The sequence below is a fragment of the Arthrobacter agilis genome (assembly GCF_002953615.1).
GTDB lineage: Bacteria > Actinomycetota > Actinomycetes > Actinomycetales > Micrococcaceae > Arthrobacter_D > Arthrobacter_D agilis_B.
The window spans coordinates 1,563,681-1,584,796 of record NZ_CP024915.1 but is presented as its reverse complement, the minus strand read 5'-3'; the positions used below and the strand labels follow the sequence as shown (position 1 = coordinate 1,584,796).

At 70.1% G+C, this 21,116-nt stretch carries 22 protein-coding genes and 1 other RNA gene; 12 read left to right on the top strand and 11 right to left on the bottom strand.

All coding sequences use genetic code 11. The features are described from left to right. Window positions 1-7: 7 nt before the first annotated feature. From CVO76_RS07615 to prfB, 3 genes are all read left to right on the top strand, one after another. Window positions 8-454 (top strand): hypothetical protein, encoded by a 447-nt coding sequence (locus CVO76_RS07615; RefSeq protein WP_208741537.1) that lies wholly within the window; start codon window positions 8-10, stop codon window positions 452-454. Beyond that, a complete protein-coding gene (locus CVO76_RS07610) occupies window positions 454-930 on the top strand; it encodes a pilus assembly protein TadG-related protein (RefSeq protein ID WP_133080906.1) in 477 nt (158 codons plus the stop codon). The genes CVO76_RS07615 and CVO76_RS07610 overlap by 1 nt, the downstream gene beginning before the upstream one ends. Window positions 931-1,018: 88 nt before the next feature. Beyond that, the gene (gene prfB, locus CVO76_RS07605; RefSeq protein ID WP_133080905.1) at window positions 1,019-2,134 is read left to right on the top strand and encodes a peptide chain release factor 2; all 1,116 of its coding nucleotides are present in this window, start codon (window positions 1,019-1,021) and stop codon (window positions 2,132-2,134) included. 96 nt (window positions 2,135-2,230) lie between these two features. On the opposite strand, the gene rfbA is transcribed toward prfB, so the two are convergent. Then, window positions 2,231-3,121 carry a glucose-1-phosphate thymidylyltransferase RfbA gene (gene rfbA / locus CVO76_RS07600; RefSeq protein ID WP_208741536.1) on the bottom strand — a complete coding sequence of 297 codons (891 nt, stop codon included), beginning with the start codon at window positions 3,119-3,121 and terminating at the stop codon, window positions 2,231-2,233. Between the two features lie 257 nt (window positions 3,122-3,378). Here rfbA and ftsE point away from each other — a divergent pair, with 257 nt between their 5' ends. The 9 genes from ftsE (at window position 3,379) to CVO76_RS07555 (ending at window position 11,838) form a co-directional block, all read left to right on the top strand. Beyond that, window positions 3,379-4,083, top strand: coding sequence for a cell division ATP-binding protein FtsE (gene ftsE, locus CVO76_RS07595; protein WP_133080903.1), 705 nt, complete (start codon window positions 3,379-3,381; stop codon window positions 4,081-4,083). Continuing rightward, a complete protein-coding gene (ftsX, locus tag CVO76_RS07590; protein WP_208741535.1) occupies window positions 4,080-4,994 on the top strand; it encodes a permease-like cell division protein FtsX in 915 nt (304 codons plus the stop codon). Before ftsE ends, ftsX begins: the two co-directional genes overlap by 4 nt. Before the next feature lie 28 nt (window positions 4,995-5,022). After that, window positions 5,023-6,531 (top strand): M23 family metallopeptidase, encoded by a 1,509-nt coding sequence (locus CVO76_RS17500; RefSeq protein WP_279628605.1) that lies wholly within the window; start codon window positions 5,023-5,025, stop codon window positions 6,529-6,531. A 71-nt stretch (window positions 6,532-6,602) separates the two neighbouring features. Beyond that, a complete protein-coding gene (gene smpB, locus CVO76_RS07580) occupies window positions 6,603-7,076 on the top strand; it encodes an SsrA-binding protein SmpB (RefSeq protein WP_133080900.1) in 474 nt (157 codons plus the stop codon). Then, window positions 7,073-7,450 (top strand): hypothetical protein, encoded by a 378-nt coding sequence (locus CVO76_RS07575; RefSeq protein ID WP_133080899.1) that lies wholly within the window; start codon window positions 7,073-7,075, stop codon window positions 7,448-7,450. Before smpB ends, CVO76_RS07575 begins: the two co-directional genes overlap by 4 nt. A 108-nt stretch (window positions 7,451-7,558) precedes the next feature. Beyond that, window positions 7,559-7,926: a transfer-messenger RNA gene (gene ssrA, locus CVO76_RS07570) on the top strand. 126 nt (window positions 7,927-8,052) lie between these two features. Then, the gene (locus CVO76_RS17300) at window positions 8,053-9,357 is read left to right on the top strand and encodes a D-alanyl-D-alanine carboxypeptidase family protein (protein WP_244186264.1); all 1,305 of its coding nucleotides are present in this window, start codon (window positions 8,053-8,055) and stop codon (window positions 9,355-9,357) included. 64 nt (window positions 9,358-9,421) lie between these two features. After that, window positions 9,422-9,649: a hypothetical protein gene (locus tag CVO76_RS07560; protein WP_133080897.1), complete on the top strand. Its 228-nt coding sequence runs from the start codon at window positions 9,422-9,424 to the stop codon at window positions 9,647-9,649. Window positions 9,650-9,690: 41 nt separating this feature from the next. After that, window positions 9,691-11,838 carry an alpha-galactosidase gene (locus CVO76_RS07555; protein WP_208741533.1) on the top strand — a complete coding sequence of 716 codons (2,148 nt, stop codon included), beginning with the start codon at window positions 9,691-9,693 and terminating at the stop codon, window positions 11,836-11,838. Window positions 11,839-11,874: 36 nt separating this feature from the next. On the opposite strand, the gene CVO76_RS07550 is transcribed toward CVO76_RS07555, so the two are convergent. The 10 genes from CVO76_RS07550 to aroA all read right to left on the bottom strand — a co-directional run. After that, window positions 11,875-12,975 (bottom strand): carboxylate-amine ligase, encoded by a 1,101-nt coding sequence (locus CVO76_RS07550; protein ID WP_133080895.1) that lies wholly within the window; start codon window positions 12,973-12,975, stop codon window positions 11,875-11,877. A gap of 159 nt (window positions 12,976-13,134) precedes the next feature. After that, window positions 13,135-13,869, bottom strand: a complete 735-nt coding sequence (locus tag CVO76_RS07545; protein ID WP_208741532.1) for a metal-dependent transcriptional regulator — start codon at window positions 13,867-13,869, stop codon at window positions 13,135-13,137. After that, complete coding sequence (locus tag CVO76_RS07540) at window positions 13,869-14,873, bottom strand: metal ABC transporter permease (protein WP_208741531.1); 1,005 nt, start codon at window positions 14,871-14,873, stop codon at window positions 13,869-13,871. Before CVO76_RS07540 ends, CVO76_RS07545 begins: the two co-directional genes overlap by 1 nt. Before the next feature lie 2 nt (window positions 14,874-14,875). Further along, on the bottom strand, window positions 14,876-15,670 hold the full coding sequence (locus tag CVO76_RS07535; RefSeq protein WP_208741530.1) for a metal ABC transporter ATP-binding protein: 795 nt from the start codon (window positions 15,668-15,670) through the stop codon (window positions 14,876-14,878). Next, window positions 15,667-16,590 carry a metal ABC transporter substrate-binding protein gene (locus CVO76_RS07530; RefSeq protein ID WP_208741529.1) on the bottom strand — a complete coding sequence of 308 codons (924 nt, stop codon included), beginning with the start codon at window positions 16,588-16,590 and terminating at the stop codon, window positions 15,667-15,669. The genes CVO76_RS07535 and CVO76_RS07530 overlap by 4 nt, the downstream gene beginning before the upstream one ends. A gap of 31 nt (window positions 16,591-16,621) precedes the next feature. Next, complete coding sequence (locus CVO76_RS07525; RefSeq protein WP_244186263.1) at window positions 16,622-17,383, bottom strand: class I SAM-dependent methyltransferase; 762 nt, start codon at window positions 17,381-17,383, stop codon at window positions 16,622-16,624. A 30-nt stretch (window positions 17,384-17,413) separates the two neighbouring features. Then, window positions 17,414-18,223 carry a histidinol-phosphatase gene (gene hisN / locus CVO76_RS07520; RefSeq protein ID WP_133080890.1) on the bottom strand — a complete coding sequence of 270 codons (810 nt, stop codon included), beginning with the start codon at window positions 18,221-18,223 and terminating at the stop codon, window positions 17,414-17,416. A gap of 136 nt (window positions 18,224-18,359) precedes the next feature. Next, the gene (locus tag CVO76_RS07515; RefSeq protein ID WP_133080889.1) at window positions 18,360-18,563 is read right to left on the bottom strand and encodes a cold-shock protein; all 204 of its coding nucleotides are present in this window, start codon (window positions 18,561-18,563) and stop codon (window positions 18,360-18,362) included. 163 nt (window positions 18,564-18,726) lie between these two features. Continuing rightward, window positions 18,727-19,857: a ribosome small subunit-dependent GTPase A gene (gene rsgA, locus CVO76_RS07510; protein WP_208741528.1), complete on the bottom strand. Its 1,131-nt coding sequence runs from the start codon at window positions 19,855-19,857 to the stop codon at window positions 18,727-18,729. Next, window positions 19,854-21,116 (bottom strand): 3-phosphoshikimate 1-carboxyvinyltransferase (gene aroA, locus CVO76_RS07505; RefSeq protein WP_208741527.1); only part of this gene is annotated, 1,263 nt, incomplete at its 5' end. The genes rsgA and aroA, both read right to left, overlap by 4 nt.

The following is a 21,116-nucleotide window of genomic DNA, read 5'->3' as shown; positions in this document are numbered from 1 at the left end:
CGGAGGGTTGACGCGTGGCCGGACGGCGGGCCGGCGCCGGCACGAGGGGGAGAACGGCAGCGCCGTCGTCGAGTTCGTGTTCCTGGGCGTCCTGCTACTGGTGCCGGTCGTGTACCTCGTGCTGACCGTGGGCGCGCTGCAGGGTGGTTCGTTCGCCGTGGTGGGTGCCGCCGACCAGGCCGCGAGGGTGTACGCGGATGCACCGACCGCAGGGGCAGGGGATGCGAGGGCCCGCGAAGCCGTCCGGATCGCGTTCTCGGACTTCGGCTTCACGGCGGACCAGGCCGACGTCGACATCATCTGCAGCGAGGCGTGCCTCACGCCGGGTTCCACCGTGACCGTCGTGGTGCGCCTGGACGTCCCCCTTCCGTTGGTCCCCGCCATCGCGGGGTCCTCCCCGTCAGCCGCGACGGTGGACGCGACATCCACCTCGATCGTGGAGCGGTTCGGGTGATGCGGGCCCGGAGACCGGAGGCCACCCCGGCACCCGGCGCGGGGCGGTCCGACGACGGGCAGATCGGGATCCTCGTCATCGGCTACCTGCTGATCTCCCTGCTGGTCGTCACCGTCGTGCTCGCCGTGACCGCCGTATATATAGAGCACAAGAAACTGCTGTCGGCCGCCGACGGCGCTGCGCTCGCCGCAGCCGACGACTACAGCATCGACGTCCGCGTCGGAGCGTCGACGACGCCGCTCCCGGTCCTGCAGGACTCCGGCGTCGAGGACTCCGCCGCCGGCTACCTCTCGACCACCGGGGCCGACGCCCGCTTCGAGCAACTGGGCATCGATCCCGCTACGGGAGCAGCCGACGGGCGCACTGCCAGGGTCGTGCTCACCGCCGTCGTCCGTCCGCCGATCGTCAACTTCCTCGTTCCGGCCGGGATACCGATCATCGCCCAGGCCGATGCCCGTGCCGAGCTCACGCGCTGACGCGCAGCACGCCGCGTCGTCGTCCCCGCGCGGGCGGCCAGGGCGGAGCGCGGTCGCGGCGCGGGGCATGACGTAGGCTGGAAGAACCATGGCAACCACTGATTTTCCCGCAGAGATCCGCGCCCTCCGCGCGAAGTACCAGTCCATCGAGCAGGTCTCCGACGTCGAGGGGATCCGCAAGGACATCGAGGAACTGAGCGAGGAAGCCGGTGCGCCGGACCTCTGGGACGATCCGGCGGCGGCGCAGAAGGTGACCTCCAAGCTGTCCCATCGACAGTCCGCCCTGGAGCGCCTCGAGACCCTGGAGAGCCGTATCGACGACCTCGAGGTCCTCGTGGAACTGGCGCAGGACGAGAGCGACGAGGACACCCTCGCGGAGGCCGAGAAGGAACTCGTGTCGCTGAGCAGGTCCCTCGACCAGCTGGAGATCGTGACGCTCCTCGCCGGCGAGTGGGACGAGCGCGAAGCCGTCGTCACCATCCGTTCCGGAGCCGGGGGAGTGGATGCCGCAGACTTCGCCGAGATGCTCCTGCGGATGTACCTGCGCTGGGCCGAGCGCCACGGCTACCCGACCTCGGTGCTCGACACGTCCTACGCCGAGGAGGCCGGCCTGAAGTCGGCGACGTTCGAGGTCAAGGCCCCCTACGCGTTCGGCACGCTGTCGGTCGAGGCCGGGACGCACCGCCTCGTCCGCATCAGCCCCTTCGACAACCAGGGCCGCCGGCAGACGTCCTTCGCGGCCGTCGAGGTCATCCCGCTGATCGAGCAGACGGACGTCATCGAGGTCCCGGACAACGAGATCCGCGTCGACGTCTTCCGCTCCTCCGGTCCGGGCGGCCAGTCCGTCAACACCACGGACTCCGCGGTACGCCTGACCCACCTGCCCACAGGCACGGTGGTGTCCATGCAGAACGAGAAGTCGCAGATCCAGAACCGGGCCGCCGCCATGCGCGTGCTGCAGTCCCGGCTCCTGCTGCTCAAGAAGGAGCAGGAGGACGCGGAGAAGAAGGCGTTCGCGGGCGACGTGAAGGCGTCCTGGGGCGACCAGATGCGCTCCTACGTCCTTAACCCGTACCAGATGGTCAAGGACCTGCGCACCAACCACGAGGTGGGCAACACCTCGGCGGTGTTCGACGGCGAGATCGACGACTTCATCGACGCCGGGATCCGCTGGCGGACGAACAACCGCAACGACGAAGCCTGAGCGGACGTACACCCGGCCCGACGCGCACCCGGCTCGACGCACGCACCCGGCCTGCTGTGCAGCCGGGTGTCGCCGCAGCCGGGACGGACGGCCGACCTAGGGAGCGGGCGTCGCCACCCGGGCCTCGCGGCGGACCAGATCCTGCAGGTACTGCCCGTAACCGCTCTTGAGGAGCTTCTCAGCGCGGACCATCAGTTCGTCGTCGGTCAGGAGTCCCCGTCGCCAGGCGATCTCCTCCGGCACCCCGATCTTCAGGCCCTGCCGGTGCTCGATGGTCCGTACGAACGTCGACGCGTCGTTCAGCGAGTCGAACGTGCCGGTGTCGAGCCAGGCCGTGCCGCGCGGCAGGACCTCGACCTTGAGCCGCCCCGCCTCGAGATAGGTCCGGTTGACGTCCGTGATCTCCAGTTCTCCGCGGGCAGAGGGCTTCAGTCCCTTCGCGATGGAGATGACGTCGTTGTCGTAGAAGTAGAGGCCGGGCACCGCGTAGTTGCTGCGCGGCTCGGACGGCTTCTCCTCGAGCGACAGGGCCCTGAAGTCCTCGTCGAACTCGACGACGCCGTACTGGCGCGGGTCGACCACGTGGTAGCCGAAGATCGCGCCGCCGTCGATGCCCGCGAAGCGGCCCAGGGTGGCGCCCATGCCCGGCCCGTAGAAGATGTTGTCGCCGAGGATCAGGGCGACGTCGTCGTTCCCGATGTGCTCCTCGCCGATGATGAAGGCCTGCGCCAGCCCGTCCGGCGCCGGCTGCGTCGCGTAGGTGATGTTCGCCCCGCACCAGGACCCGTCGCCCAGCAGGGTCTCGAACTGCACGGCATCCCTCGGGGTCGTGATGATCAGGATGTCGCGGATGCCCGCCAGGAGCAGCGTCGACAACGGGTAGTAGATCATCGGCTTGTCGTACACCGGCACGAGCTGCTTGCTGATGCCCAGGGTGATCGGATGAAGCCTCGAGCCGGTTCCGCCGGCCAGAATAATTCCGCGCATCGCTTCATTCTGGCGTAGTTCCCGACGGTCGGGCGGGTAGGGCCGGCTCGTGTCGCTGCGCGCTCCGCAGCGGCGGTACCCGCCGGCCCGGCAGGACCACCCGGCGATCAGGTGCGCGATGTGCGCCGGCGCCGTGCGCGCGACACACCGCCCGGGTGACGGGCGCTCCGTTGCGCCGTCGTTATAGTCGAGAAGCCGGCGCTCCCTTCCCCCCAGCAAATGCCCGTGCCCGGCGCACACATGGGCGCAGAGTGATCATGATCAGATTCGACAACGTCACGAAGAACTACGACTCCAAGTCGCAGCCCGCCCTCGACGCCGTCTCCCTCGACGTCGACCGCGGCGAGTTCGTCTTCCTCGTGGGCGCCTCGGGCTCCGGCAAGTCGACCTTCATCCGCCTCGTCCTCAAGGAGGACCGGGCGTCGAGGGGCGCCGTCTACGTGGCCGGCCAGAATGTCGCGAACATCCCCTCGTGGCGCGTACCCCGGCTGCGGCGCGGCATCGGCGTCGTCTTCCAGGACTTCCGCCTGCTCCCCAACAAGACGGTGTTCGCCAACGTCGCCTTCGCGATGCAGGTCATCGGCAGGAGCCGTGCCGTCATCCGCGAGACCGTTCCCGACGTCCTCGCGACCGTCGGCCTCGAGGGCAAGAACAACCGCATGCCGCATGAACTCTCCGGCGGCGAGCAGCAGCGCGTCGCGATCGCGCGCGCCATCGTCAACCGTCCCGGCATCCTGCTGGCCGATGAGCCCACCGGCAACCTGGATCCGACGACGTCGATGGGCATCATGAAGGTCCTCGACAGGATCAACCAGAACGGCACCACGGTGGTCATGGCCACGCACGACGACGACATCGTCAACACGATGCGCAAGCGCGTCGTCGAACTCCGCAACGGATCCGTGGTGCGCGACGACGCCCAGGGCATCTACGTGGGCGAGACCGGGGTACTGACCGGATGAGGCTCGCCTTCATCCTGTCCGAGATCGGCTCGGGCATTCGCCGCAACCTGTCCATGGTCACTTCCGTGATCCTCGTGACCTTCATCTCGCTGACCTTCGTCGGCGCCGCCGGGCTGTTCCAGCTGCAGATCAACCAGATGAAGGGCTACTGGTACGACCGCGTGCAGGTCACCCTCTACCTCTGCGTCGACAACTCCTCGGAGACGAGCTGTGCTGCGGGGCCTGTCACCGACGAGCAGCGCGAGGCGATCCAGGCGAAGCTCGAATCCGAGCAGTTCGCTCCGTACGTCGACACCGTCACCTACGAGTCGCAGGAGGAGGCGCTCGGCCACTTCCGGGACCAGTTCGCGAATTCGCCGATCGTCGACTCGGTGACCGCCGACCAGCTGCCCGAGTCCTACCGGGTGAGCCTCGTGGATGCGGAGAAGTACGAGGTCATCGACGAGGCCTTCTCCTCGGAGCCCGGCGTGGATGCCGTGAGCGACCAGCGCGACTTCCTGGAGGCGATCTTCCGCTACATGAACTGGGCGTCCGTCGTCGCGCTCGTGATCGCCGGGATCATGACGTTCTGCGCGATCCTGCTGATCGCCACGACCATCCGGCTCTCGGCCTTCAGCCGCCGCCGCGAGACCGGCATCATGCGCCTCGTGGGCGCGTCGAAGGCGGTCATCCAGCTGCCGTTCATCCTGGAAGGAGTGATCGCCGCCGTTCTCGGGGCGGTCCTCGCGTCGGCGACGCTCTGGGCAGCGTCGAAGTTCGTGATCGACGGCTGGCTCGTCGACACCTTCCCGCAGACGGCGTTCATCTCGTCCCAGCAGGTACTGCTCCTGGTTCCCGCACTCATCCTGCTCGGGGCTGTCCTCGCAGGACTCTCCTCCCTGCTCACCCTCCGACGATACGTAAAGGTCTAACCGCATGCCGCTCAGCGCCAGGGGACACGTGCGCCCACCAGGAACCTGGTGGGCCCGGCAGGACACGAGGACCTTCGTCGTCCGCGGTACCGCAGGCACCTCGATCGCCCTCGTCGTCGCGCTCGCGCTCGGATTCAACACGCCCGTCGTCGCGGACGAACTCGACGACCGCAAGAGTGCGCTCGAGAACGAGATCACCGAGGTCCAGCAGTCCATGGAGTACCTGGACGCCGACATCGCCGAGACGATCGGCGCGCTGAAGACCTACCAGGGGCAGTTGCCGGCGGCGCAGCAGTCCCTCGCCGATGCCCAGGGCAAGGTCGAGACCGCGGTGGGGGAGGTCGAGGCCCTCGCGGTCCGCGTGGATCTCGCACAGGAGACCAGGAACAAGATCACCGAGGAACTCCGCGCCGACCAGCAGGAGATGGAGGAGACCCGCGAGGTCATCGGCCAGATCGCCACCGAGGCCTACAAGAACGGCGGGATTCCCACCAACGTGTCCCTGCTCCTGGGTGCGGAGGGGGTCGAGGACTTCACCGAGTCGATGGATCTGGTGGACCAGGCCCTGCGCAGCCAGAACGCCGCCATGGAACGCCTGTCCGAGCAGAGCGCGACCAACGCCGACAGCAAGGCCCGCCTGGTCGCCGTCGAGGCCGAGATCACGAAGCTCAAGGACCGGGCCGACGCGGCGCTCGCCGCCGAGCAGTCCGCCCGCGACGCCGCAGCGGGCGAGAAGGCGAAGGTGGACAAGCTCGTGGCGGACACCTCCGCCCTGTCGGCGACGCTGCAGGAGCAGAAGCCCGTGATCGAGGCGAAGCTGGCGAGCGTGGAGCAGGCCCAGCAGCAGGTGAACGCGGACATCGCCGAGCGGCAGCGCCGCCAGATCGAGGAGGCCCGCAAGGCGGAGGAAGCGCGCCTGAAGGCCGAGGCCGAGGCAGCGGCCCGCGCGGAGGAAGCGCGCCTGCGCGCGGAGGCGGAAGCTGCCGCAGCGGCGGAATCGGCACGGCTGGCAGCCGAGGCCGAGGCCGCCAACCGGCCGGCACCGGCACCTGTTGCGCCCGCCCCGGTGGCGCCCGTCGTCCCGCAGGTGCAGGCTCCGGTGGCCACGGCACCCAGCTCGTTCGGCCTGAACTCCCCGGTCAACGGCCCGATCTCCTCCGGGTTCGGCTGGCGTCCGACGCCGGTGGGGACCATCGACTTCAACGGCACGGGCGGCTACACGCACACGGGGATCGACTACGGTGTGGGCTGCGGGACGCCGCTCTACGCCCCCGCCGCCGGCGAGGTCTGGTACGCGGACTCGAACGTCCTGCCGGGCGCGGGCAACCGGATCGTCCTCAACCACGGCGTCGTGGGCGGCAACGCACTCGCCACGAACTTCTACCACCTGACGAGCTTCCTGGTCTCGCCGGGCCAGCGCGTCAGCGCCGGCCAGCTGATCGGCTACACCGGGACCACCGGCAATTCGACGGGCTGCCACCTGCACTTCGAGACGATGCTGAACGGCACACTCGTGGATCCGATCGGCCTGCTCTAGGTCGTAGGATGGAAGGCACTGTCCTCCCGCGGACCGCCGTCCGCAGCAGTGCCGCAAGAAGGAGTATCGCCGTGCCGAAGGAAAGTGGCCGGAAAGTGGTGGCCACCAATCGGAAGGCCTTCCACGACTACGCCGTGCTCGACACCTACGAGGCCGGCATCGCACTCATGGGCACCGAGGTGAAGTCGCTGCGCCAGGGGCGCGCCTCCCTCGTCGACGGCTTCGCGATCTTCTACGGCGACGAGCTCTGGCTCGAGGGCATCCACATCTCCGAGTACTCGCAGGGCAGCTGGACCAACCATGCCGCGCGCCGGAGGAGGAAACTCCTCCTGCACCGCGAGGAACTCACCAAGATCTCACAGAAGATCCGCGAGTCCGGCTTCACCCTGGTCCCTCTGCAGCTCTACTTCCTGAACGGCAGGGCCAAGGTCGAGATCGCGGTGGCCCGCGGCAAGCGTGACTACGACAAGCGCCAGACCCTGCGCGAGAAGCAGGACAACCGCGAGGCGCTGCGTGCCATGCGTGAGAAGAACCTGGGCGCGTGAGTGATGTCTTCTGGTCGGCGCAGGACGACGACGAGGAAGGCGAGCCCTCGGAGCTGAGGTACAGGCGGCCGTGGTGGGTGACCGCCGGCGCACTGGTCGACCTGCTCCTGCTGCTGATCGTGGTGCCCGCAGGAATCCTCTCCCTCCTCCCGTTCGTCTTCCTCGTCTACGTCTTCTTCGCGCAGGTCCTCGTCTGGATCTCCCCGGTGCTCATCCTGCTCAACGCGGCGATCTTCTGGTGGAGCTTCCGGCGGAAGCAGGCCGCGACCACGGCCCTGGCCGCACTCGGCATCGCCTTCGTCCTCCTCGCGTTCGTCGTCGTCCGGCTGTGGCAGTCGCCCGTCGTCGTGCTCGGACTCACGCTGGTGCGATAGGCGTTCTCCCTGGGCGAAGCGCCGAGCCGCACCCGGGCGGTGGGGTAGACTTGAGGAACCGCTCCGCCATCGGCGGAACGGCGCAGGGATCACTTGATAACTGAACATGGGGATGACAGGTTTCGACGATGTTAGTCGCGACAGGGGAAGCGGGCCGAGGATACAGGGTTATCTCGTAAACGCTCCTTGTAAAACAATAAGTGCCAAATCATCGCGCACTGACTTCGCTCTCGCTGCCTAGGCAGCCTAGCTAGTCCGTCAGACCGGGTTCGCTCTCGCCCCGGATCCTGGCGTCATTTAGAGGGCCACTGCTCCCGGTCCTCGTTGTAGGGACCGGGGGGACTCTTATACAACTGGGCTTGGCAGCCACTTGTTTGCACGATGGCTGGAGCCGAGAAAAACCGACGCAAACTGCGCCCGGAGAAGCCCTGACTACACTGCATCGGACGCGGGTTCAATTCCCGCCATCTCCACCACCACGAAGCGCCCCGCCGGTCATCGGCGGGGCGCTTCGTCGTGTCCACGGAACACCCTTCCGGGTCTTGTCGCTTCCGGTGGCCGGACCTACCCTTGACCTGATACTCGATGACCAGGGGCTACCCATGCGGCGTGTATTCGCGCATCTGCTCGTTCTGCTGTCCGCTGTGCTCCTCGTGGCCGGTGGCCTCACCACCGCACCCCCGGCTCAGGCGGCGACAGCCATCGAGACGAAGTACGCGGAGCTCGGCGGCAGCGGCGGGAACCTCGGTGCGCCGACGAGCGCGGAGGTCTGCGGACTGCGGGGCGGAGGGTGCTACCGGAACTACCAGAGGGGCGCGATCGTCTGGTCGCCCGCCACCGGAGCCCACCCCTCGTGGGGTGCCATCCGCGAGACCTGGCGTTCCTACGGGTTCGAGACCGGCGGGCTCGGGTACCCGACCACGGGGGAGATCTGCGGACTGCGCAATGCAGGGTGCTACCAGAGCTTCCAGGGCGGGGCGATCGTCTGGTCTCCCGCCACCGGTGCCCGCATCAGCGTGGGTGGGATCCGTACCGCATGGGCCGCGTCGGGATTCGAGAACGGGGCACTGGGCTACCCGACCACGAACGAGGTCTGCGGGCTGCGCGGCGGCGGCTGCTACCAGAACTACCAGGGCGGGGCGATCATCTGGTCGCCCGCCACGGGAGCGAGGATCTCCATCGGCGGGATCCGGGCGGCGTGGGCCGCCACCGGTTACGAGAACGGTGCCCTCGGCTATCCCGTGTCGAACGAGTCCTGCTCCGGCGGCACCTGCAGTCAGGCCTACCAGCGGGGCAGGATCTCGTGGACCGCAGCCGGTGGGGCCCGGGTGTTCCGGGACATCGACGTCGCGGCGTCGGTCGTCGTCGTGGTCAACAAGCGGCGGCAGCTGAACCCGGCGCGTCACGTCCCCGGTCCGCTCGTGGACGTCGGGGGACCACTGCTCCGGAGCGACGCCGCCCAGCAGTTCTCCCGCCTCCTCGCGGACGCGCGGGCCGGCGGCATCGCCATGGTCCCGGTCAGCGGCTACCGCTCCTACGACACGCAGGCCTCCCTCTACGCCTCGTACGTCGACCTCTATGGCCAAACGGCGGCCGACCTGATCTCCGCCCGCCCGGGATTCAGCGAGCACCAGACCGGTCTCGCGATCGACATCGGCAACGCCAACGGGGCCTGCGGGCTGCAGGAATGCTTCGCAGGAACTCCCGCCGGAGCCTGGGCGGCCCAGAACGCATGGCGCTACGGGTTCATCGTCCGCTACCCCCAGGGCCAGACCCCGGTCACCGGCTACGCGTACGAGCCGTGGCACCTGCGCTACGTCGGGCCGACGGTCGCCTCGGAGATGCGCACCCACGGACTAAGGACGCTGGAGCAGTACATGAGCCTGCCGGCAGCGCCGTCCTACTGAGCACCTCCGGTGCACCGTCCTCTGCGCTCCTCCTGTACGCCGGAGCGCGAACTACACTTGGGCGATGAGCTGGACTGACAGGCCGCCGTCGTGGCTCCCGCCACTGCCGCCGCCCCATCGGGGACGGGCCCTGATCGTGCTCGGCTGGATCCTCGTCGGGGGGACGTTCGTGTACATCTTCGTCATGAGCTACCTGGGCGGCACGCACACACTCTTCACCCTGGTGCCACTGCTGCTCGGGCTCCTGTGCCTGATCGTCGGCCTTCTCCGGCGTGACACGCGCGAGCGGTAGGGCGTGCTTGCCGCCTACTTAGTTTCGCGATAAAAAGAATCATGACCTCCTCTCCACTCCATCTCTCGCGCGGCGGTACGAGCGTGGTGCTCGAGCCCCATCCGCACGGCCTGCCGGTCCTCGCCTACTGGGGTCCTGCCCTCGGTGACCTCTCCGCCGACGAGTTGTCGGCCGTCGTCGCCGCCCAGCAGCCGCAGCGCGTGTCCGGCGGCATCGACGTCCCGGCCCGGCTGACCCTCCTGCCCCTCGAGTCCGCAGGATGGCAGGGCACACCCGGCCTCACCGGGGACCGCGGGGGAGCCCACCTGTATCCGCGCTTCACGGTGGTCGCCGGAGAGTCCCGGCACGACGGCGGGGTGGTGATCGAGGCACGTGACGACGGCGCCGGGCTCGCCCTGACCGTGCACGTGGGCCTGACCGCGTCGGGCCTCCTCACTCAGCGGCTCGTCCTCACCAACACGGGCGACGACGAGTACGAGGTGCGTTCGCTCAGGACCTTCTTCCCGCTGCACCCCATCGCCGCCGAGGTCCTCGACACGACGGGGCGCCATCTCCGGGAGCGGTCGCCGCAGCGGCACGAGCTGACGACCGGCACCTATGCGCGGGCGAGCCGACGCGGCCGCCCCGGTGCCGATGCGACGGTGCTCCTCGCGGCAGGGGCGAAGGGCTTCGGCTTCGAGCACGGCCTGGTGCAGGGCATCCACCTCGCATGGAGCGGCAACCAGGAGGTGCTCGTGGAGAAGACGCCGGCCGGGCAGGCCTTCCTGGCGGCAGGGGAGGTCCTGTCGCCCCGCGAGGTGGTGCTCGCACCCGGTGGGAGCTACTCCACGCCCGAGGCGATCGGCTCCTGGGGAGACGGCCTCAACGAACTGTCCGGCCGCTTCCACCGCGACGTCCGGTCGAGGGCGTCCCATCCGCAGCGTCCTCGTCCGGTCACCCTCAACACCTGGGAGGCCGTCTACTTCGATCTCGACCTGCCGCGCCTGCAGGCGCTCGCGGACCGCGCGGCCTCCCTCGGCGTCGAACGGTTCGTGCTCGACGACGGCTGGTTCCGCGGACGGCGCGACGACACGTCGAGCCTGGGGGACTGGTACGTCGACGAGACGGTGTGGCCCGACGGGCTGGCCCCCATCATCGACCACGTGCGGGGCCTGGGCATGGAGTTCGGCCTCTGGTTCGAACCGGAGATGGTCAACCCCGACTCCGACCTGGCGCGGGCGCATCCGGACTGGATCCTGCAGCCCGAGGGACGCCTGCCGTTGCCCGGGCGGCAGCAGCAGGTCCTGAACCTGGGCCATCCCGACGCCTACGCGTACATCCTCGAACGCCTCGACGACATCCTGACCGCGAACGACATCGCGTACGTGAAGTGGGACCACAACCGGGACCTGCTCGAGGCGGCGGATGCCCGGACGGGGCACGCCGCCGTCCACCGGCACGTCGAGGCGCTGTACCGCCTGCTCGACGAACTGCGCCTCCGGCACCCCGGCCTCGAGATCGAGAGCTGCGCCTCGGGTGGAGCCCGCGTCGACCTCGGCATCCTCGCCCGGACGGACCGCATCTGGACCAGCGACTGCATCGATCCGATCGAGCGGCTCGTCAATCAGAAGTACACGGGCCTCGTGGTGCCGCCCGAACTGCTGGGGATGCACGTCGGCGGCCCGGTCTCCCACTCGACCGGGCGGGCCCATACGCTGCCCTTCCGGGCAGCGACCGCCATCTTCGGCCACTACGGCATCGAATGGGACATCTCCGACCTGACGGACGGGGAGTACGAGGTACTCGGGCGCTATGCCGGGCTCCACCGGTCCTGGCGCGACGACCTGCACCGCGGCGCCGTCGTGCACGCGGATCTCGTGGATCCCGCCATGGACCTGCGCGGTATCGTCTCCGAGGACCGGCAGCGGGCCCTGTTCGCCTACACGCTGACGGGCTCGAGCGCGAGCTACCCGCCCGGGCGGCTGACCTTTCCGGGGCTGGAGGCCGACACGCTGTACTCCGTGCAGCTCGCAGTCCCCGAGGAGGGACAGCCGGGGAACGGCCAGTCGGCGCTCGCCTGGCTCCGCTCGGCGCTCGACGGCGAACCGCTCCGGCTGTCCGGGCGGGTCCTGGCGCAGGCAGGCCTGCAGGCTCCCGTGCTGCTGCCCGAGCAGTCGCTCCTCATCGAGCTCCGCGCCGCGCGATCCTAGACCGGTCCCCGCCCGCCGGAGCGGGCGGGGCCCCGCCTACGGCTCGTAGGTGAGGGTCCGCCCGTACAGGTCCAGCAGTGCGTCGCTGCCGCCGTCGCGCATGGCCCGCCGCTGGCGGTCAGCTCCCGTGCCCCTGTCCGCGATCGTCGCCAGACCGGCACGCACCCAGTCCGTGTCGCCCTCGGCGTCGAGGGCCGGGCCGACGTGCTCCAGGAAATCCGCGAGGAGCGCCCGGGCGGGCACGGGCTCCGCCGTGGAGAGATCCACGAGGGAGCCGGTGAGCCCGTCGCGGGCGGCCTGCCAGAGGGCGGCGTCCAGGAGTTCGGGATCTGGGACGAGCGGCGCGGCGTCCGCCTCCGCCTCGTGCAGGGCCGTGACGACGAGCGCACGCGTGAGTGCGCCGAGGAGGACGGAGTCCTGCGCCTCGAGCTGCACGTCGCATGCCCTGAGCTCGAGGGTGGGGTAGTGGTCCGACAGGCGTGCCACCCAGGTGAGGACCCCGCGGTCCAGGATCGCACCGCTCGCACCGAGGCGCGTGATGCGGCGCTCGTAGTCGGCCGCATCCGCGAACCACGGCGCCACGCCCTGGACGGCCCAGCGGCGGTAGTGCACCACGCGCCAGCTCCCGAAGCCGCTGTCCCGTCCCAGCCAGTAGGGCGAATTGACGCTGAGGGCGGTGAGCAGCGGGATCCAGGGACGGATGCGGTTGAGTGCCTGGACGCCGCGCTCGGGGTCGGGGATGCCGACGTGCACGTGCAGCCCGTTGACGAACTGGTCGCCCACGATGCCGGGGGCGCTGGCGCGCAGGTCCTCGTAGCGCTGCTTGTCGGTCAGTTCGGGATACGCCTGCCGCATCCAGGGCGAGGTCCCGGTGGCCGCGCCGAGGATCCCGGTGTCGGCCGCTGCGTCCGCGAGCTTCCTGCGGAAGTTCAGGAGTGACTCCTCGGCCTGGGTCAGCGTGTCGCACACAGGGGTGGCCGTCTCGATCTGGCAGGACAGCAGCTCGCGCTGGATGTCGTCCCTGCCGACCTCCGGCGTCGCTTCGAGCAACCCCTCCACCTCGTCGGCGCGGTGGGCGGGCAGCCCTGTCTCCGGTTCGAGGAGCAGGTACTCCTCCTCCAGTCCGAGAGTGGTCATGGATGGACTCCGTTCGTGAGGTTCAGCGGACGAGGCGGGCAGGGACGGCCGGGACTGCAGGCACGTGGCATGTCGACCAGTCTAGGAGCGGCACGGGGGAGGAGCGATCCGGCGCCGCGACGAGGACCCCGGGCCGGTCCCTCCTGCACCCGGTCCCGATCAGGAGGCCCCGGCGTCGATGGCGCAGTCCTGATGGGGTACGGTGCTCTCGATCCAGAGCGCTCCGGCCACTGCCGGATCGACGGCGAGGTCCCGGGAGGAGGCGGCCGTGCCGTGGCGGAGCTCCAGCTGGGACCCTGCGCGACGGCGGGTCAGCTGCAGGTCGTCGTCGAGCGAGATGCCGCTGCGGTCGAGGAAGCGCAGCACCTCCGGGTCGTCGTCGCTCACGCGCACCAGCCTGCCGGCGTGTCCGTCGTCGAGCCTGTCGAGCCGGTATGCCCTCGGGTACAGGACCGTGCCGTCCGCCGCCGGGATCGGGTCCCCGTGCGGGTCCCGGCGCGGGTGGCCCAGCTTCGCGTCGAGCCGCTCGACGAAGGCGTCGGAGACGGTGTGCTCGAGCAGTTCCGCCTCGTCGTGCACCTCGTCCCACCCGTAGCCCAGCGCGGTGACGAGGAATGTCTCGATGAGCCGGTGCCTGCGGACCATCGCGAGGGCCAGCGCCCGCCCGGAGGGTGTGAGGCCGATGGGCCCGTACTTGCGGTGGTCGGCGAGTCCGAGGTCCACCAGCTTGGCGACCATCCCGGTCACGGAGGAGTTGGCGACCGAGAGTCGCGTCGCGAGGTGGGTGGCCGTGACGGCGTCGCCCTGCCATTCGGTGAATGCGTAGATGGCCTTGACGTAGTCCTGCACGCTCGTGGATTCGATGCTGAGGACGGCGCCCCTGCGGCCCGCCATCAGGCGTCCCCTCGCACCGAAGGGCCGGACGCGGGCAGTGGGGGATCGGACGCGGACGGGGCCGTGCCGGAGCCGGCCTGCGCCGGGGCCGGGCCGACGGCGGCTGCCCCGGTGCGGTTCCGTCCGGCCCGGGTGTGTCCGGTACGGGTCCGCGCGGCGGTGCGGCGCCGTCGTGCCTGCCAGATCACGCCGTCGGGACGCGCGAAGAGGTAGACCACGGCGAAGACGATCGCCTGGCAGAGCACCACGGCGGCGCCCGTGGAGATGTCGAGGTAGTAGCTGGCGTAGACGCCCGCCAGGGAGGCGGTGACGGTCAGCACGACGGCGATCACCAGCATGCGGTCGAAGCTGCGGGACAGCAGGAACGCCGTGGCGCCGGGCGTGATGAGCATGGCCACGACGAGGATGATCCCGACGGCCTGGAGCCCGACGACGACGGTGAGCGCGAGCAGGCCGAGCAGCAGTGCGGACAGCAGTCGTGTGTTGAGCCCGATCACGTGGGCGTGCGTGCGGTCGAAGGCGAGCAGGGTGAGGTCGCGCCGCTTGAACAGCAGGATGGCGAGGGTCAGCAGGCCCAGGAGGAGGACCTGCCACACGTCACCGGCGGACACGCCGAGGACGTTGCCGAAGAGGATGTGCATCAGGTCGATCTGCGACGGCGTGGCGGAGACGATGGCCAGCCCGGTGGCGAAAAGTGCGGTGAACACCACGCCGATCACGGTGTCCGCCTTCAGCTTGGTGGTGGACCGGACGATCCCGATGAGCGCCACCGCCCCCGCGCCGAAGACGAAGGCGCCGATGGAGAAGGGGATGCCGAGGATGTAGGCGAGGGCCACGCCGGGCAGGACGGCGTGGGACACGGCATCGCCCATGAGCGACCACCCCATGAGGATGAGCCAGCAGGAGAGGACGGCGGCCACGACGGCGGCGGCGAGGGTGACGGCGAGGGCCCGGGTGAGGAAGCCGTACTGCAGGGGCTCGAGCAGGAAGGTGACGATCTCCATGGTCAGGACCCCCCGTCCGGAGCGGCGGAGGCGGCGGAGCGCACCGTCGTGGTGGACGGCGCGGGACCGAAGGCGCGTGCCAGGTTCCCGTGGGTCAGCACGAGCGAGGGATCGCCCTGCGCGAGCACGCGACGGTGCAGGAGGACCGCTTCGTCGCACAGCTCGGGCACGCCCGCGAGGTCGTGGGTCGACACCAGCACCGACCGCCCCTCGTCCCGCAGTGTCTTCAGGAGTGCGGTCATGGTGCGCTCGCTCGCCTGGTCGACACCGGCGAAGGGCTCGTCGAGCAGCAGCAGCCGTGCGTCCTGGGCGATGCTGCGGGCGATGAAGACCCGCTTGCGCTGGCCACCCGACAACTGGCCGATCTGGCGCCTCCTGAGGTCGGCCAGGCCCACGCGTCCGAGCGCGTCCTCGACGGCCGCGCGGTCCGGTGCGCGCAGACGGCGGGAGGGCCCGAGCCGCCCGTACAGGCCCATGGCGACGACGTCGGAGACGGAGACGGGGAAGGTCCAGTCCACCTCCTCGGCCTGCGGCATGTAGGCCGCGAGGCCCTGCTTCCGGGCGCTCGCAGCGGACCTGCCGAACAGCTCGACGCTTCCGGTCCCCGGGACCAGCAGCCCCATGAGCGCCTTGAACAGCGTCGACTTGCCCGAGCCGTTGACGCCGATGAGTCCGCAGATCCGTGCCGCGTCGAGGGTCATGGAGACGTCGTCGAGCGCCTGGACCTCCCCGTAGCGCACCCCGAGGTTGCGGACGTCGAGTGCCCGCCGGGTGGACGGGGCGGCAGAGGCCGTCATCGCGAGAGTCCTTCCGTGATCGTCTCGAGGTCGTGGCGGATGAGATCGACGAACGTCGGTACCGGCCCACCGGCTTCCGACAGCGAGTCGACGTAGAGCATGCCGCCGAGTTCCGTGCCCGTGGCGAGGGCGACCTGCTCCTGCGCCGAGGGATTGACCGTCGATTCGCAGAAGACGGTCGGCACGTCGTTCTCCTCGACGAATCCGATGACGTCCCTGATCTGCCGCGGCGTGCCCTCGGCGTCCGCGTTGACCGGCCAGAGGAAGGCCTCCTCCAGGCCGGCGTCCCGTGCGAGGTACGAGAAGGCACCCTCGCAGGTCACGAGTGCGGCGACGTCGAGGGCGGCGAGCTCCTCGCGGAACCCCGCGAGGAGCCCTGCGAGGTCCTCCTTCAGCCGGCGGCCGTTGGCCTCGAAGTCGGCGGCGTGCTCCGGAGCCAGGCCGGCGAGCGCCGCCACGGTGTTGTCGACATAGGTCTGCGCCGCGAGGGGCGACATCCAGGCGTGCGGGTTCGCCCGGCCGGTGTAGTCCCCTGACCGGATGTCGACCGGTTCGACGCCGTCCGACAGCACCACGTGCGGGGCGTCGACGGAGTACAGGAAGCGCTCGAACCAGCGCTCGAGGCCGAGCCCGTTGTCCAGGATGAGGTCCGCGTCCTGTGCCCGGACGAGATCGGAGGGCGTCGGCTCGTAGCCGTGGATCTCGGCGCCGATCTTCGTGATCGACTCCACGCGGACGTGCCCTCCACCAACCGTGTCGGCGAGGTCGGCGAGCACGGAGAAGGTCGTGAGGACCAGGGGTCGTGCGTCCGTCCCGGCGGCCGGCGCCGTATCGACGGCGCAGCCCCCGAGCAGGAACGCCGCGGCGACGCACCACGCGGTCGCCGCGGGGTGCGTCCGTCCGCACTGGGTGGGAGGCATACCTAAAAGTAGCGTTTAGGCATGCCGAAATCTAGGGGGTCGACAGGGAGGCGCGCCATGCGTGGGTGTAGTACGGGATCCTGATGGTGGCCGCCGGGTCGAAGGCGAGGTAGTCGGTGAGGTACCAGCGCAGATTCGACTCCACGCGCGCCCGGAGCGCCGGTGTGGCGCGCTGGTAGTAGCTCCGCGACCTCGCGAGGTCGAGGACGTCGGCGACCGGCAGCTCCTGGGCCCAGTGCACCACGAGGTCCTCCGGCGGCCCGAAGGCGGCTCCGAGGTCGGGCCGGTACGCGGGCGAGTAGACGTCCCCCGCATGCATGATGCGGGACAGGCGGTGCACCCAGGGGAGCGAGACGTCGAGCTGGTTCCACACCAGTGCCAGGCGTCCGCCCGGCACCAGGACCCGAGCGGCCTCGCGGAGCGCGGCGGGATGGTCGCACCAGTGCCACGTCTGCGCCAGCGTGAGCAGGTCGACGGACCTGTCGGGCAGTGTGGACTCCTCCGCGGTGCCCTGCACCACGGGTACACCGGGCAGGCGCGCCGAGAGGACGGCCAGCATGTCCTCGGACGGGTCGACTGCCGCCACCTCGAGTCCGCGCTGCGCCAGGAGGGCCGTGAAGAGACCGGTCCCGGCGCCGATGTCCGCCGCGCGACGGGCGTTCTCCGGCACGATCCAGTCCGCGACCGGTGCGGGATACCCGGGACGGACACGGTCGTAGCGGCCTGCTCCGGAGAGGTAGGCGCGCGCCATCTCCAGGCGCCGTTGCTCGTCGAGCCGAGGGCCGGAACTCACCGGATGGCCTGCGGCCGGAGGACTGCGCGGCTAGAGCAGGTCATCCACGTCCGGGTTGAGGGTCCGCAGGACCTCGCTGTGCAGGGTGCCGTTCGTCGCCAGGGCGTTGCCGCCGAACGGGCCGTCCTCGCCGTCCAGGGAGGTGAAGCGTCCCCCCGCCTCCGTGACGATGGGGACGAGCGCCGCCATGTCGTGCAGGTTCAGTTCGGGCTCGCAGGCGACGTCGACGGCGCCCTCGGCCACGAGGCAGTAGGACCAGAAGTCCCCGTACGCCCTCGTGCGCCAGACCCGGTCCGTCAGGTTGACGAACTCGGCGAGCGCCCCGCGCTCGCGCCAGCCGGACAGGCTGGAGTAGGACAGCGAGGCATCCTCGAGCCGGGAGACGTTGGACACCCGCAGGCGTTGCGCCGCCGCGAGGGACTTCCCGGTGTACGCGCCGGTACCCTCGGCCGCCCACCAGCGTTTGCCCAGGGCGGGCGCGCTGACGACGCCGACCACGGGCCTGCCCTCGTCGATCAGGGAGATCAGGGTGGCCCAGACGGGCACGCCGCGCACGAAGTTCTTGGTGCCGTCGATCGGATCGATGACCCAGCGGCGGGAACCGGACCCGGTACTGCCGAACTCCTCGCCGAGCACGGCGTCACGGGGGCGGGCACGCGAGAGCTGGCCCCGGATCGCCTCCTCCGCGCTCTTGTCCGCGTCGGTGACCGGGGTGAGGTCCGGTTTGGTCTCGATGCGGAGGTCGAGTGCCTTGAAGCGCGACATGGTCTGGTCGTCGACCGAATCGGCCATGATGTGGGCGAGACGGAGATCGTCGTTGTAGCCCTGCGTGAAACTCATATCCATCAACCTATCGTCTGGGTGGCGCATCGGGCACGGGGACGCGGGACGGGAGGGCCGTGACAGCAGAAAGCCACCGCGGGCTCGCGCCGCGCGGTGGCTTCCTGTCCGGCGCCGCAGAGCGGCACGGGGAGAATCAGAGAACGGTGATGTTCTCGGCCTGGGGGCCCTTGGGTCCCTGGGTGGTCTCGAAGTTGACCTTCTGGTTCTCTTCGAGGGAGCGGTAGCCGCTCGAGTTGATCGCGGAGAAGTGGGCGAACACGTCAGCGCCTCCGTCGTCGGGAGCGATGAAGCCGAAGCCCTTTTCGGCGTTGAACCATTTCACTGTGCCTGAAGCCATGATGTATTTCCTAACCTGGGAGAGCGTTCCGACGTTCGGGCGCTCATCGTGGTGTTCGTTACCCGCTTATCGTCAAAAGCTGTCGAACTCCAGGTGGAGGGTCAAGGCTTGAAATTTAATGCGCAAACAACAACAGCACCCAGCCTACCAGTGATCGGGCGGATCACTGCTGCCCCAGTTCCTTGGCGTCATGGGCACTGCCCCGCGGGTCGGCCATTCCGGCGTTGAGGAGGCGTCGGAGGGACGCGAGGCGGACCGGCCCGGACTCACCGGCCAGTCCTTCCGCGACATAGCTGTCCAGTCCGCAGTCGACCGCCTGGCCGTCGTGGCGGCAGCCCCGCTCGCAGCGTTCCGTGCCCGGTTCGAGGTCCGGAAAGGCCTTGAGGATGCGGTCGGCGTCCACGTGGGCGAGTCCGAACGAGCGGATGCCCGGGGTGTCGATGATCCAGGTGCCCGGGGCGGCGTCGGCCGCCTTCAGAGCGAGGGCGGACGACGACGTGTGCCGGCCCCGCCCGGTCACCGCGTTGACGCCCCCCGTGGCGCGTGTGGACCCGGTCAGCGCATTGACCATGGTGGACTTCCCGACGCCCGAATGGCCGAGCAGCACGCTCACCTGGCCGTCCAGCTCGTCGCGCAGGGCGTCGACCGCGCCGGAGGAGAGGCGCGCCGACTCGCCGTCGTCGGAGGTCGCCTCGATCCCCACGCCCTCGTCCGTCCGGCTGATGATCACGCGGAGGTCGAGGTGCTCGTAGTTGGCGAGCAGCGGGGCGGGGTCGCGGAGGTCGGCTTTCGTGATGCACAGCAGCGGCTCGATACCGGCGTCGTAGGCGGCCACGAGCGCGCGGTCGATGAAGCCCGTCCTCGGCTCCGGGTTGGCCGCAGCGACGACGATCACGAGCTGGTCCGCGTTGGCGACGACGACGCGTTCCACGGGATCGGTGTCGTCGGCGCTCCGGCGCAGGACGGTCCGGCGGTCCTCGATCCGTACGAGGCGCGCGAGAGAGTCCGGGCCGCCGGAGAGATCTCCGACGAGGGCCACGAGGTCCCCGGCGACGACGGCGCTGCGCCGCAGTTCGCGCGCGCGCGCCGCGACGACGATCCGCTCGTCGGGGGTGTCCTCGTCGACCACCGTCGTGTAGCGCCCGCGGTCGACCGTCACCACGCGTCCCGTCACGGCCTCGTCGTAGGCGGGCCGGTTCTTCGTGCGGGGGCGCGTGCCCTTCTTGTTGGGCCGGATCCGGACGTCGGACTCGTCCCAGGCCCTCGAGCCGCGGCGGTTGCCGGCCTCGCTCATGCCCGTGCCACCGCGTCCGTCGGGTCCGGGGAGCCGGCCGTGCCTGCGACGACCGCCCAGAGGTCGGGGAACTCCGGCAGGGTCTTGGCCGTGGTGCCGATGTTCTCCACCTCGACGCCGTCGACGGCCAGCCCGATGATCGCGCCGGCGGTTGCCATCCGGTGGTCGTCGTAGGTGCGGAAGACTCCTCCGTGGAGCGGTGCGGGTCGGATGACGAGGCCGTCCCCGGTCTCCTCGGCGTCGCCGCCGAGTCCGTTGATCTCCGCCACGAGCGCCGCGAGGCGGTCCGTCTCGTGGCCGCGGAGGTGGGCGATGCCGGTCAGCGTCGACGGCGAGTCCGCCAGCGCGCACAGGGCGGCGACGGTGGGGGCGAGCTCGGAGGTGTCGGCGAACACACCTCCCGAGATGGCCGCTCCACCCGTCACGGTGAGCACGTCGCCGTCGAGTTCCGCCTCCGCTCCCATGAGGGGGAGGATGCGCCGCCACGCGTCGCCGACCTGGGTGGTGCCCCGGGGCCAGTTGCGTACGCGGACCGTCCCGCCCGTGACCACGGCCGCGGCCAGGAAGGGGCCGGCGTTGGACAGGTCGGGTTCCACGGCGACATCGAAGGCGCGGATGGGGCCCGGGGAGACGCGCCAGTGGTTCGGCACCGTGTCGTCGACGGATACGCCGACCGACCTCAGGGTCTCGACCGTCATCCGGACGTGGTCGAGGCTGGGGACCGGCTTGCCCACGTGTTCGAGGTGGAGCCCGTCGGCGAACCGGGCGCCCACGAGCAGGAGGGCCGACACGAACTGCGAGGACGCCGAGGCGTCGATGACGAGGTGCCCGCCCCGGACCGTCCCGTTCCCCTGCACCGCGAAGGGCAGGGAGTCGGCGCCGTCGTCGTCGACCGCAATGCCGAGTCCTCGGAGGGCGGCGATGATGCTGCCCATGGGACGGCGGCGTGCGTGCGGGTCGCCGTCGAAGGTCGTGGTCCCCTCGACGAGGCCGGCCAGCGGGGGGACGAAGCGCATGACGGTGCCGGCGAGGCCGCAGTCGACCGCGCGGGCCCGTCCGTCGCCCGTGCCGGTCCGGAGGGGTGAGACGTGCAGGTCCGGACCGAAGTCACCGTCCCCCGGAATCTCGTCGATGACGGCGCCGAGGTCGCGCAGGGCTGCGACCATCAGCGCGGAGTCGCGGGAGTGCAGGGGCCTCCGGATGGTGCTCGGCCCGTCGGCGAGGGCCGCGAGGACGAGATACCGGTTGGTGAGGGACTT

Excerpts from the sequence above, each read along its gene's own strand:
- hisN (WP_133080890.1), bottom strand. The coding sequence starts at position 18,223 with ATGAGTTTCACGCAGGGCTACAACGACGATCTCCGTCTCGCCCACATC.
- CVO76_RS07550 (WP_133080895.1), bottom strand. The coding sequence starts at position 12,975 with ATGACCACTCTCGGACTGGAGGAGGAGTACCTGCTCCTCGAACCGGAG.
- CVO76_RS07545 (WP_208741532.1), bottom strand. The coding sequence starts at position 13,869 with ATGGCGGGCCGCAGGGGCGCCGTCCTCAGCATCGAATCCACGAGCGTG.
- CVO76_RS07530 (WP_208741529.1), bottom strand. The coding sequence starts at position 16,590 with ATGCCTCCCACCCAGTGCGGACGGACGCACCCCGCGGCGACCGCGTGG.
- CVO76_RS07540 (WP_208741531.1), bottom strand. The coding sequence starts at position 14,873 with ATGGAGATCGTCACCTTCCTGCTCGAGCCCCTGCAGTACGGCTTCCTC.
- rfbA (WP_208741536.1), bottom strand. The coding sequence starts at position 3,121 with ATGCGCGGAATTATTCTGGCCGGCGGAACCGGCTCGAGGCTTCATCCG.
- CVO76_RS07535 (WP_208741530.1), bottom strand. The coding sequence starts at position 15,670 with ATGACGGCCTCTGCCGCCCCGTCCACCCGGCGGGCACTCGACGTCCGC.
- CVO76_RS07515 (WP_133080889.1), bottom strand. The coding sequence starts at position 18,563 with ATGGCTTCAGGCACAGTGAAATGGTTCAACGCCGAAAAGGGCTTCGGC.
- prfB (WP_133080905.1), top strand. The coding sequence starts at position 1,019 with ATGGCAACCACTGATTTTCCCGCAGAGATCCGCGCCCTCCGCGCGAAG.
- CVO76_RS17300 (WP_244186264.1), top strand. The coding sequence starts at position 8,053 with ATGCGGCGTGTATTCGCGCATCTGCTCGTTCTGCTGTCCGCTGTGCTC.
- CVO76_RS07555 (WP_208741533.1), top strand. The coding sequence starts at position 9,691 with ATGACCTCCTCTCCACTCCATCTCTCGCGCGGCGGTACGAGCGTGGTG.
- CVO76_RS07610 (WP_133080906.1), top strand. The coding sequence starts at position 454 with ATGCGGGCCCGGAGACCGGAGGCCACCCCGGCACCCGGCGCGGGGCGG.
- ftsE (WP_133080903.1), top strand. The coding sequence starts at position 3,379 with ATGATCAGATTCGACAACGTCACGAAGAACTACGACTCCAAGTCGCAG.
- ftsX (WP_208741535.1), top strand. The coding sequence starts at position 4,080 with ATGAGGCTCGCCTTCATCCTGTCCGAGATCGGCTCGGGCATTCGCCGC.
- CVO76_RS07560 (WP_133080897.1), top strand. The coding sequence starts at position 9,422 with ATGAGCTGGACTGACAGGCCGCCGTCGTGGCTCCCGCCACTGCCGCCG.
- rsgA (WP_208741528.1), bottom strand. The coding sequence starts at position 19,857 with ATGAGCGAGGCCGGCAACCGCCGCGGCTCGAGGGCCTGGGACGAGTCC.